Source organism: Streptomyces sp. NPDC055749, from assembly GCF_053617235.1.
Genome location: NZ_JBSHFH010000046.1, coordinates 56,686 through 67,321, shown reverse-complemented (window position 1 = coordinate 67,321; position 10,636 = coordinate 56,686). Strand labels below are relative to the sequence as shown.

Below are 10,636 nucleotides of genomic sequence, written 5' to 3'. Positions count from 1 at the left end.
CCACCGTCAAGTCATCAGCGAAATGCCGATCACCAGTCGCGTCGGGCACATACTTCACACAGACAACGATCCTCAAGCTCACGCCGGCTCTCCTACTGCATCGTCATTTCCGGGCTGCCTTGTTGCTCGCAGCATAGGCGCCTGATGGGGCGGATTCCGGTCGTAGCGACCGACGCTCCGACCGGAATATTACTAGCCAGTACACCCAGTGCCCCAGCCATAAGCAAGCGCTTGGACTGTGATCTGGCCAACGCACTGCACCCCTGCCACACCTGGGCCGGATCAGTCTCGCAGAGCAGTGAAGCGGCCCTGGTGGTAGACGAGCGGGCGACCGGCTCCGGCCGGGTCGCCGACAACCGCCTGGGCGATGACGATGCGGTGGTCCCCCGCCGGGATCCGTGCCACGACGCGGCAGACAAGCCAGGCCAGGACCCCGCCCAGCACCGGCACACCTTCCGGTCCGCTACGCCAGTCGGTGGACGGACCGAAGCGGTCGGCGCCGCTGCGCGCGAACGTGGCGGCCAGTTCCCGCTGGTGCTCCCCGAGTATGTGGACGCCGACGTACTCCGCCTCTGCGACGACCGGCCAGCTGGAGGACGAGGTCCCCACGCCGAAGGAGATCAGCGGCGGCTCGGCGGCGACGGAGCTGAGCGAGGTCGCGGTGAATCCGACCGGGCCCTGACCGGCCGCGGTGATCACCGCCACGCCTGCGGCGTGCTGCCGGAAGACGGAACGGAGGAGGTCGGGCGAGGCCGTCCGGGGGCTTTCGAGCTCGGGCGAAGCCGTCATGGAACTGTCCTTCTGCTGTGGGTGCGTACAGGGCCGTGGGTGCTCAGACACCCGGACAGCGCGCACTCGCGTTACGGGCCAGGTCCACATGGACCCGGCCGTAGAGAAGGAGTTCTGGCGGCATAGCGTCAGACTGACGATGCGTGGTGGGGGCAGTCAAGTGCGTTCCGCGATGTGGGAGATGCGTCACGGTCCGTCACATCGCCTGTCCGAGCGCCGCGACGACATCGACGGTGCGTGGCTGACCCACCGCACGGCGGACGATCCTGCCGCCCGCGTCGAGGACCAGCACGGTCGGCGTTCTGGTGATGTCCAGCGCGCGCACCAGAGTGAGATGTGCCTCGGCGTCGATTTCGACGTGTGCGACGCCCTCGACCATCCCGGCCACCTCGACGAGGGTCCGGCGGGTGGCGCGGCAGGGCTGGCAGAAGGCGCTGGAGAACTGCACGAGGGTGGCCCGCTCCCCCAATTCCACGCCGAGTTGGGACGCGTCGAGCCTGTCGGCATGTGTCTGCCCGTCCACCTTCGGCCTCCTGTCAGAGCTCTTCGCAAAGGGTCAGCACCGGGCGGCCACGAGACATTCCCGGAGGTACCACGTGATGAGAATCTCGCGCCCCGTACCCGCCGGGGCTGGTCACGGCGTCGCGTATGGGGCACGATCGGCCCAATGCCGAAAACCTACGGCTGCGTAACTTCCGCCGGGAGAACCCTCCCCAGGCACTGAAGAAGGGTCTTCTCCAGATGGCAGAACTCGTCTATCGGCCGGTCATCGGCGCCGCTCTCACGCTGTTCAAGGCGCTGGACCTGAAGATCGACACTCAGGGTTCGGAGAACATCCCGAAGACCGGCGGTGCGGTTCTGGTCAGCAACCACATCGGCTACCTGGACTTCATCTTCACGGGCCTGGGTGCGCTGCCTCAGAAGCGGCTGGTCCGCTTCATGGCCAAGGAATCGGTCTTCCGGCACAGGATCTCCGGTCCTCTGATGCGGGGCATGAGGCACATTCCCGTGGACCGGAACCAGGGTGAGGACGCGTACGCTCACGCGCTCGCCTCGCTGCGACGCGGCGAGATCATCGGAGTGTTCCCCGAGGCGACGATCTCGCAGTCGTTCACGCTGAAGAGCTTCAAGTCGGGTGCGGCACGACTGGCCCAGGAGGCGGGCGTACCGCTGATCCCGATGGCGCTGTGGGGCACCCAGCGGATCTGGACGAAGGGCCGGCCCCGCAACTTCAAACGCAGCCACATCCCGGTGACCATTCGGGTGGGCGAGCCGATGGAGGCCCCGGCCGACCAGTACGCGGGTGCGATCACCCGGCGGCTGCGGGACCGGGTGCAGGAGCTCCTCGAAGCCGCGCAGCGCGCCTATCCGGTGCGCCCCAAGGACGCCAGCGACACCTGGTGGGTCCCGGCCCACCTCGGCGGTACGGCTCCGACGCCCGCCGAGGTGCGCGAGCGGGGCTGACCAGCGGGTGTCAGTTCGGGGCGTGGACGGTGATCCGCGCCCCGGGGCTCAGCTTCTCCAGCGATTCGGCGAGTTCGGCGCCCGCGGCGCCGAGCTCGCCGTTCGTCATGGGGGCGAGCCGCTCCAGCAGGAAGACGGCGTTCACGGATTCCTCGGTGAGCCGGGTGCGTACCCCCTGGCGCCAGTTCCAGCGGCGGCAGGTGACGCCCTCGTCGTCGCACCAGACGACTTCGCCGGGCTCCGGGTGTTCCAGCACCTCTTCGCCGCCCGAGGCCGTGAGGAAGGGCTCCTGCCCCGTGGCGCGTACGAGTCGCATGGCGCCCTCGATGCGGTCGGCGTCCTCGCCGCCGACCGGGATCAGATGGGCGACGCTGATCGCGTTGTAGGCGTCGACGAGCCGGTTGATGCGCGGCAGTCCGGCGTCGGTGAGTGCGCGCCTGGCGAGGGCCTCGGCGGAGTTGCGGGTGCGCGAGGGCTTGGCGCCGAAGGCCGTGTAGGTCTCGCGCCAGGCCGCGACGTGGGGGTCCTCGTGAGGGGCCCGGCCGCCGAGCCGTTCGGCGAGTCTGCGGGTGGCGTCGTCCAGCAGGGCCGCGCTTTCGTCGTTGCTCGGACCGTTGACCAGGCCGTGCGCCTCGACGACGAGGTGGCTGAAGCCGGGCGCGAGTGTGCGTACGTCATCGGAAACCGTGAATGTCGGGGTCATCGTCCGCCTTGCCTTCGGCGCACCGAGCGCGGTGCCGCATACAGTACCGGGTAGTTCATTACATTGGACTCTCTGGAGCATACGGAAGCGGCCGGCCGGAAGCCAATGGCTCTCCGGTCGGCCGCACAAGCATGCGAAAACTACTTCGCCATCTCTTCCTTCAGCGCCTGCACGAAGGCGTCCACGTCTTCCTCGGTCGTGTCGTAGGCGCACATCCAGCGGACGTCCCCTGCCGACTCGTCCCAGAAGTAGAAACGGAACCGCTTCTGCAGCCGTTCGCTCACGTCGTGCGGCAGCCGTGCGAACACGGCGTTGGCCTGTACGGGGTGCAGGATCTCCACACCGTCCACGCCACGGACCCCTTCGGCGAGCCGCTGGGCCATGCCGTTGGCCTGGCGGGCGTTGCGCAGCCAGAGGTCGCGTGCCAGCAGTGCTTCCAGCTGGACCGAGACGAAGCGCATCTTGGAGGCGAGCTGCATGGACAGCTTGCGGAGGTGCTTCATCGCGCGGACAGCGTCCGGGTCGAGGACGATGACCGCCTCGCCGAACATTGCGCCGTTCTTGGTCCCCCCGAAGGAGAGGACGTCGACGCCGACCGCGTTGGTGAACGTCCGCATGGGCACGTCCAGCGACGCTGCGGCGTTGGCTATCCGGGCCCCGTCGAGGTGCACCTTCATACCGTGCCCGTGGGCGTGGTCGCAGATGGCGCGGATCTCGTCGGGCGTGTAGACGGTGCCGAGCTCGGTGTTCTGGGTGATCGACACGACCTGCGGCATCGCCCGGTGCTCGTCCTCCCAACCCCACGCCTGCCGGTCGATGAGCTCGGGTGTCAGCTTGCCGTCGGGCGTCGGCACGGTGAGCAGCTTCAGGCCGCCCATGCGCTCCGGGGCGCCTCCCTCGTCCACGTTGATGTGCGCGGACTCGGCGCAGATCACGGCGCCCCAGCGGTCGGTCAGCGCCTGGAGGGCGAGGACGTTGGCACCGGTGCCGTTGAAGACCGGGAAGGCTTCGGAGCCGGACCCGAAGTGGCTGTGCACGACGCGCTGGAGGTGCTCGGTGTAGTCGTCCTCGCCGTAGGCGACCTGGTGGCCGTCGTTGGCGAGGGCGAGAGCGGCGAGGACCTCGGGGTGGGCGCCCGCGTAGTTGTCACTGGCGAAGCCGCGTACCCGCGGATCGTGATGACGACGCGCGTCGGTCCTTACGGTTGCGGGGTCAGCCACAGGCGCTTTCCGTTCACTTCTCCGGCGGGCATGTCCCAGACGCCGGCGATGGCCTCGGCCAGCTCCTTGACGTCGGTGAAGCCCGCGAACTTCGCATTCGGGCGCTCGGCGCGCATCGCGTCGTGCACCAGTGCCTTGACGACCAGGATCGCAGCCGCGGTCTTCGGGCCCTCGTCACCCCCCGCCTTGCGGAAGGCGTCGGCGAGCGCGAGCGTCCACGCCTCTGCCGCCGCCTTGGAGGCGGAGTAGGCGGCGTTGCCCGCGGTGGGCGCGCTCGCTCCGGCCGCGCTGATGAGCACGTAGCGGCCCCGGTCACTGCGCTGGAGGCCCTGCTGGAAGGCGAGCGAGGTGGACTGGACCGTACGGATCAGCAGCTTCTCCAGCAGATCCCAGTCGGCGAGGTCGGTCTCGGCGAAGGTGGCGCTGCCGCGCCAGCCGCCGACGAGGTGCACCAGGCCGTCGATGCGGCCGAATTCCTTCTCCGTCCTGTCCGCCCAGTCCCGGGCTGCCGCCAGGTCGAGGAGATCGACGGTGTCGCCCGTGACGGTCGCACCGCCGTGGGCGTAGCGCGCGGCGTCGACCGCTTCCGCCAGACGCTCGGCGTTGGCGTCCGAGGCGACGACGGTCGCACCGGCTTCGGCCAGCCTCAGCAGCGTGGCCCGGCCCGCGGGCCCCGCCGCTCCTGCCACGGCGATGACCGCGCCTTCGAGCGCACCCCCGTTGCCCTTACCCGTTCCGGTCATGGCCTCCGCCTCCTTGGGACGAGCGTTCACGCGGCTGCCTGCTCTGCGCCGGCTGCGGTGATCCCCTTGGTGGAGGCGATCACGTTCTTCAGCTTCTTGGAGAGTGCCTCATAGAACATGCTCAGGGGAAACTCGTCAGGAAGCACGTCGTCGACGAGCTTGCGGGGCGGCTGCGTGAGGTCCAGCGCGTCCGGACCCTTGGCCCAGCGGGAGCCGGGGTGCGGGGCGAGATAGGTCGACACGAGGTCGTAGGCGGCGAACCAGTGGACCAGCTTGGGGCGGTCGATGCCGTCCCGGTAAAGCTTCTCGATCTCGGCGCAGAGCTGGTTGGTGACCTGCGGCGCGCGCTCCCAGTCGATCTTCAGCGTGTTGTCCGTCCAGCGCACCACGTCGTGCTTGTGGAGGTACGCGAAGAGGAGCTGGCCGCCGAGACCGTCGTAGTTGCGGTTGCGGTCGCCGCTGACCGGGAAGCGGAACATCCGGTCGAAGAGCACGGCGTACTGCACGTCGCGGCCGTGGGCATTGCCCTCGGCCTCCAGCTTCACGGCCTCCTTGAAGGCGGTGAGGTCGCAGCGCAGTTCTTCCAGGCCGTACATCCAGAACGGCTGGCGCTGCTTGATCATGAAGGGGTCGAACGGCAGGTCGCCGTGGCTGTGGGTGCGGTCGTGGACCATGTCCCAGAGCACGAACGCCTGCTCGCAGCGGGCCTGGTCGCCGATCATCTCGCGGATGTCCTCGGGCAGCTCGACGCCCAGAAGGTCGACGGACGCCTCGGTGACCCGGCGGAAACGGGCGGCCTCGCGGTCGCAGAAGATGCCGCCCCAGCTGAAGCGCTCGGGGGCCTCGCGCACGGCGATCGTCTCGGGGAAGAGGACCGCCGAGTTGGTGTCGTAACCCGAGGTGAAGTCCTCGAAGGTGATGCCGCAGAAGAGCGGGTTGTCGTAACGCGTGGCTTCGAGGTCGGCGAGCCACTCGGGCCAGACCATCCGCAGCACGACCGCTTCGAGGTTGCGGTCCGGGTTGCCGTTCTGCGTGTACATCGCGAAGACGACCAGGTGCTGCAGACCGTCGGCACGGCTCTTGGCCGGCTGGAAGGCGAGCAGCGAGTCGAGGAAGTCCGGGATGCCGAAGCCGTCGGCGGTCCAGCGGCGCAGGTCCGAGACCAGGGCGCGGTGGTACGCGGCGTCGTGCGGCAGCAGCGGGGAGAGCTCCTCGATCGCGGTGATCACACGGTCGAGCGCCTCGGCGGCCGTCGCGGGCGACGGCGCGTGCTCGGCGGTGAAGTCGATGGAACCGTCCTTCGACTGCCAGGGACGGATCTCCTCCACGGCATTCTTGAGCGCGGGCCAGGCAGGGTGCTCGACCACCCGCGGGGCAGTCGCTATGGCGTCGTCGGCGACGTCGTGCACAAGAATTTCCGTCATAACACTTCCTCCACGGGAGAACCTCGCGTTAAGCAACCGTATCTGTGTGCGGTCGCTTCGGACAAGTGGAGCTCAGAAGATTATCCTGCCGACCCCCCACGGTGACCGTTATTTTTCCTGCGACGCCCCGTAACCACGCAGGTTCCGTCGGCCTCCCTCGGACCCCGGCGGCCGCTAGGCTCCGCATGGCCTCAGTGCCGTATTGCCGTAGTCCCGCGTGGGTAGGAGCCGCACGCGAGGAGCCGTCGACGGAAGCGAGATTGCCTTGACTTTTCTCACCATCGGTCATCGCGGGGTCATGGGTGTCGAACCGGAGAACACCCTGCGGTCCTTCGTCCACGCGGAACAGGCCGGCATGGACGCCATCGAACTCGACCTCCATCTGAGCAAGGACGGTGCGCTCGCCGTCATGCACGACGCCGCCGTGGACCGTACGACCGACGGCAAGGGGGCGATCGCCGAGAAGATGCTGGCCGAGCTGCGCGAGCTCTCTGCCGGGCAGGGCGAGCAGGTGCCCGTCTTCGAGGAGGTTCTCGACGCCGTCGCTTCGCCGCTCCAGGCCGAGATCAAGGACGTCGCGGCGGCGCGGGCGCTCGCCGATGTGATGCTGCGGCGCGGCCTCGTGGGCCGGGTCGAGGTGTCGTCGTTCCACGACGAGGCGGTCGCCGAGATCGCATCGCTGGTCCCGGGCGTGCGGACGGTGCTCATCGCGAGCCGCTGGGGCGGCGATGTGGTGGAGCGGGCGAAGGCGGTGGGCGCGGCGACGCTCGCGCTGAACATCCGCCGCCTCACGCTGGAGACGGTCGAGCAGGCGCACGGCGAGGGCCTGAAGGTGATCGGCTGGGTGGTGAACACCCAGGACCAGTTGCGCCTGGCGCGCGCGCTCGGCCTCGACGGCGCGACGACCGACTTCCCGGAGATCCGCCGCGCGGGCCGGTTTACCGCGTAGTCAGGTCCTTGATCAGCAGCTCGAAGGCGAGGTCGTCGCGCTGCGGAACACCGAAGCGCTCGTCGCCGTACGGGAAGGGGGTCAGCTTTCCCGTACGGCGGTAGCCGCGGCGCTCGTACCAGGCGATCAGTTCCTCGCGGACGGAGATCACCGTCATGTGCATCTCACGCACGCCCCAGCTCTCCACGACCGTGCGCTCGGCCTCGGCGATGATGACCTTGCCGAGGCCCGCGCCCTGGAGTTCGGGCCGGACGGCGAACATGCCGAAGTAGGCGGCATCGCCTCGGTGTTCGAGCTGGCAGCAGGCGACCTGCGCCCCGTCGCGTTCGACCACGAGCAGCCGTCCGGAGGGTGCGGTGACGACCGCGCGCACTCCGTCCGCGTCCGTCCGCTGCCCCTGGAGGATGTCCGCCTCGGTGGTCCATCCGGCCCGGCTGGAGTCGCCGCGATAGGCGGACTCGATGAGCGCCACGAGCGCGGGTACGTCGTCCTCGGTCGCGTCGCGGAAGGTGAGCTGTTCCGAGTCCCGGGGCGGGGCCGTGTCCATGGTGATGCTCTCCGGTTCTGTGCTGCCGACGGTGCGGCACGAGACTAACCCGGCCCCGACCGCCCCCCGCAGGCCCGCCCGCGCTCCCCCTGCACCTCAATGCGCCGGGTACGGGAGGCCGGAACCCGGGCATCGATTGGGCGACACCGGTGTCGTACGCCTGAGGGGGAGGTGCGCCGTGCACGGACCGGCGCTGTCCGGCTGGCTGCTGATGGTGTTGTGCGGGGTGGCGGGCGCCTACTGCCTGTCCCGGACGCGCGGCGCGACGGGGGAGGAACGCAGAGCCGCGCGCGCGGAGGCGGTGATGGGCTTCGGGATGGCCGCGATGGCGGTGCCCGCCGCGCTGCTCACGCCGCCGGCCTGGGCCTGGGCCGTGTACGCGGTGCTGTTCGGCGGCGCGGCGCTGCGCGCCCTCTGGTTCGTACGGTCCGGGGGGCACCACCTGCACCATCTCGTCGGTTCGCTGGCGATGGTCTACATGGCGGTGGCGATGGCGCCCGGCGCCGGCCAGGGCGGGCATGCCGGGCACGGTGCCGCCGCGTCCGCCGGGGGCGTCCCTCTGCTGACCGGGGTGCTGCTGGCGTACTACGCGTTCTACGTACTGCGATCGGCGGGCCGCCTGATCCCGGTGACCGCCACCCCGGGTGCCCCGGGAGGCGGAAGCAGGGGACCGCACCCGGAGCTGACGCTGGCGTGCAGGCTGACGATGGGCATAGCCATGTTCGCGATGCTGCTCACCCTGTGAGACAGGAGGCCCGGCGGGAAGTGTCGTGCGTCACTTGCCGAACGCAGCCGTACCCGTGAGTACCCGGCACTCATAGGCTGACGGCATGTTGGTCTCCCTCGTGCTGCTGCTGCTCGGTGCACTGGCCGCTCTCGTGACCCCCCGCCTGATGGCACGGGCACAGTGGCCGGAGCGCGAGCCGGTGGTGGCCCTGTGGGTATGGCAGTGCGTCGTGGCGGGGGTGCTCCTGTCGTTCGGACTCTCCATGACCTTCAGCGCCTCCGCCGCCTGGCAGGCCGTCCGCGGGCAGGTGTTCGCCCCCGCGCCGCACGCGGTGGTCGAGGCGTACGCCCTGGCGGCGTACGGACCCTGGTCGGCCGTCATCGCCGTGCTGCTGGCTCTCGGCGGCGTGTGGACACTGGCCATGCTGGTCCGGGAGATCCGCCGGGCGAAGTCGCGCCGTGCGCGGCGCCGCACGGAACTGCTCGTCCGCTCCCCCCTGATGCCCGGCGAGGATCCCGGCAGCGGGCGGCTCGTGGTGCTGGAGGGCGAGCGTCCCGACGCCTGGTGGCTGCCGGGCTCGGCACCCCAACTGGTCATCACCACCGCCGCGCTGGGCAGACTGAAGGGCCGTCAGCTGGACGCGGTGCTGGCGCACGAGCAGGGACACGCTCGGGCGCGGCACGACTGGCTGCTCCACTGTTCGGGCGCACTGGCGACGGGCTTCCCGCAGATTCCGGTGTTCGCGGCGTTCCGTGGCGAGATGCACCGGCTCGTCGAACTCGCCGCGGACGATGTGGCATCGCGCCGCTTCGGGCGGCTCACGACCGCGCTGGCGCTGGTCGGGCTCAACGAGGACCGGGGCGTGTTCGGCCCGGGCCCGGCGCCGGACGCCCAAGTCCCGCTGCGGGTCAACCGGTTGCTGGCGCCGACGGAGCGGCTCACCGCCGGCCGGAAGCTGCGGCTGACCGCGGCGGCCACACTGCTGCCCGCCGTCCCGCTCCTGGTGGCCTTCGCTCCGGGACTCAGTACCCTGGGATAGCCCGCCGCGGGGGGCGTCGGCGAGGATCACCTCATGCGTCTCATGGAACCCCCACACCTTCACTTCTCCGGCCACCGCCCCGCGGACCGCCGTCTCGTGCGTACGGGCATCGTCTGCGCGGCCCTCACGGTGGCACTGGTCATCCTGGTGGCGGTGAGCTGGTCCCCTCTGATGTCGGTGGACCGTACGATCGCCGACGCCCTGCACCGCAGCGCCGTGACCGAACCAGGGCTGGTACACGCCAACCGCGTGCTGACCGACTGGGTGTGGGACCCCTGGACGATGCGCGCCGTGATCGCCGTCACAGTGATCGCCCTGTGGTGGCGCGGCGCCCGGTGGCTCGCCTTCTGGGTGGCCGCCACAAGTGCGCTCTCCACCCTCGTACAGCAAGGGCTCAAGGCCGCTGTCGGACGGGACAGGCCCCGGTGGCCGGACCCGGTGGACTCCGCGCACTACGCGGCCTTTCCCTCCGGCCACGTGATGACGGCGGTGGTGAGCTGCGGTCTTCTGCTGTGGCTGCTGCGGATGAACGGAACGGGAGCGCTGTGGTGGCGGACCGCGCTGGTGGTGGCGGTCGTCTCGGTCGTCGGCGTCGGCTTCACGCGGATCTATCTGGGTGTCCACTGGATGACCGATGTGGTGGGAGGCACACTGCTGGGCGCGGCCGTGGTCGCGTTCTCGATCCTCGGCTACACCGTGACACGCCGATAGGAATCAGCCATAAACCTGGCCGATGTGGAGATGTGAGGGATATCCCGCTCGCACAATGTGTCGGATTGTCGGATCGGGGTCGTAGCCTTGTCCGTATGCCCACCACTCCGTCCTCGTCAGGTTCCGTGCGTTCCGCCTCCGTCGTCAATGAAGCAATTCGCGACCTGTGGCAGCACTCGGACGGATACCTGTCCCCGGACGACGAGGCGGAGTACCAGCGACTGCTGGTGGAATGGGCCGCCGCCGCGGGCACGGCCGTGCGGTCGGCCGCCTGACGGACGGAAACGTTCCGTTTGGCTCGGCGCCCTGTGCGATGCTGC

13 protein-coding genes and 1 pseudogene are annotated in these 10,636 nt (G+C 69.6%); 6 read left to right on the top strand and 8 right to left on the bottom strand.

Annotated elements, in window-relative coordinates; translation table 11 throughout:
* The 3 genes and pseudogenes from ACWGO0_RS28430 to ACWGO0_RS28420 form a co-directional block, all read right to left on the bottom strand.
* Positions 1-82, bottom strand: a pseudogene (locus tag ACWGO0_RS28430) (electron transfer flavoprotein subunit beta); the annotation flags it as partial.
* A gap of 200 nt (positions 83-282) precedes the next feature.
* Positions 283-789, bottom strand: coding sequence for a flavin reductase family protein (locus tag ACWGO0_RS28425; RefSeq protein ID WP_453541038.1), 507 nt, complete (start codon positions 787-789; stop codon positions 283-285).
* A gap of 196 nt (positions 790-985) precedes the next feature.
* Positions 986-1,312, bottom strand: a complete 327-nt coding sequence (locus ACWGO0_RS28420) for a TlpA family protein disulfide reductase (RefSeq protein ID WP_453541035.1) — start codon at positions 1,310-1,312, stop codon at positions 986-988.
* Positions 1,313-1,530: 218 nt separating this feature from the next.
* Here ACWGO0_RS28420 and ACWGO0_RS28415 point away from each other — a divergent pair, with 218 nt between their 5' ends.
* On the top strand, positions 1,531-2,253 hold the full coding sequence (locus ACWGO0_RS28415; protein ID WP_453541032.1) for a lysophospholipid acyltransferase family protein: 723 nt from the start codon (positions 1,531-1,533) through the stop codon (positions 2,251-2,253).
* A 10-nt stretch (positions 2,254-2,263) separates the two neighbouring features.
* On the opposite strand, the gene ACWGO0_RS28410 is transcribed toward ACWGO0_RS28415, so the two are convergent.
* From ACWGO0_RS28410 to ACWGO0_RS28395, 4 genes are all read right to left on the bottom strand, one after another.
* Positions 2,264-2,956, bottom strand: coding sequence for a B3/B4 domain-containing protein (locus ACWGO0_RS28410; protein WP_453541029.1), 693 nt, complete (start codon positions 2,954-2,956; stop codon positions 2,264-2,266).
* A 140-nt stretch (positions 2,957-3,096) separates the two neighbouring features.
* Entirely contained in the window at positions 3,097-4,176 is a 1,080-nt protein-coding gene (locus ACWGO0_RS28405) for a threonine aldolase family protein (RefSeq protein ID WP_453541025.1), read from the bottom strand.
* The gene (locus tag ACWGO0_RS28400; protein WP_453541022.1) at positions 4,155-4,919 is read right to left on the bottom strand and encodes an SDR family NAD(P)-dependent oxidoreductase; all 765 of its coding nucleotides are present in this window, start codon (positions 4,917-4,919) and stop codon (positions 4,155-4,157) included. The genes ACWGO0_RS28405 and ACWGO0_RS28400 overlap by 22 nt, the downstream gene beginning before the upstream one ends.
* A gap of 26 nt (positions 4,920-4,945) precedes the next feature.
* Positions 4,946-6,343 (bottom strand): DUF6421 family protein, encoded by a 1,398-nt coding sequence (locus tag ACWGO0_RS28395; protein ID WP_453541019.1) that lies wholly within the window; start codon positions 6,341-6,343, stop codon positions 4,946-4,948.
* 265 nt (positions 6,344-6,608) lie between these two features.
* Here ACWGO0_RS28395 and ACWGO0_RS28390 point away from each other — a divergent pair, with 265 nt between their 5' ends.
* Positions 6,609-7,292 (top strand): glycerophosphodiester phosphodiesterase, encoded by a 684-nt coding sequence (locus ACWGO0_RS28390; RefSeq protein ID WP_453541016.1) that lies wholly within the window; start codon positions 6,609-6,611, stop codon positions 7,290-7,292.
* On the opposite strand, the gene ACWGO0_RS28385 is transcribed toward ACWGO0_RS28390, so the two are convergent.
* On the bottom strand, positions 7,282-7,839 hold the full coding sequence (locus ACWGO0_RS28385; RefSeq protein ID WP_453541013.1) for a GNAT family N-acetyltransferase: 558 nt from the start codon (positions 7,837-7,839) through the stop codon (positions 7,282-7,284). The two genes, ACWGO0_RS28390 and ACWGO0_RS28385, sit on opposite strands and share 11 nt — an antisense overlap.
* Positions 7,840-8,017: 178 nt before the next feature.
* Between ACWGO0_RS28385 and ACWGO0_RS28380 the strand changes: the two genes are divergently transcribed.
* The 4 genes from ACWGO0_RS28380 to ACWGO0_RS28365 all read left to right on the top strand — a co-directional run bounded on the left by ACWGO0_RS28380 (position 8,018) and on the right by ACWGO0_RS28365 (position 10,591).
* Entirely contained in the window at positions 8,018-8,584 is a 567-nt protein-coding gene (locus ACWGO0_RS28380; protein ID WP_453541010.1) for a DUF5134 domain-containing protein, read from the top strand.
* A gap of 85 nt (positions 8,585-8,669) precedes the next feature.
* Positions 8,670-9,605 carry a M56 family metallopeptidase gene (locus tag ACWGO0_RS28375; protein ID WP_453541007.1) on the top strand — a complete coding sequence of 312 codons (936 nt, stop codon included), beginning with the start codon at positions 8,670-8,672 and terminating at the stop codon, positions 9,603-9,605.
* A 42-nt stretch (positions 9,606-9,647) separates the two neighbouring features.
* Positions 9,648-10,316 (top strand): phosphatase PAP2 family protein, encoded by a 669-nt coding sequence (locus tag ACWGO0_RS28370; protein ID WP_453541041.1) that lies wholly within the window; start codon positions 9,648-9,650, stop codon positions 10,314-10,316.
* Positions 10,317-10,411: 95 nt separating this feature from the next.
* Positions 10,412-10,591, top strand: coding sequence for a hypothetical protein (locus tag ACWGO0_RS28365; RefSeq protein ID WP_453541004.1), 180 nt, complete (start codon positions 10,412-10,414; stop codon positions 10,589-10,591).
* The last annotated feature ends 45 nt before the right edge of the window (positions 10,592-10,636 follow it).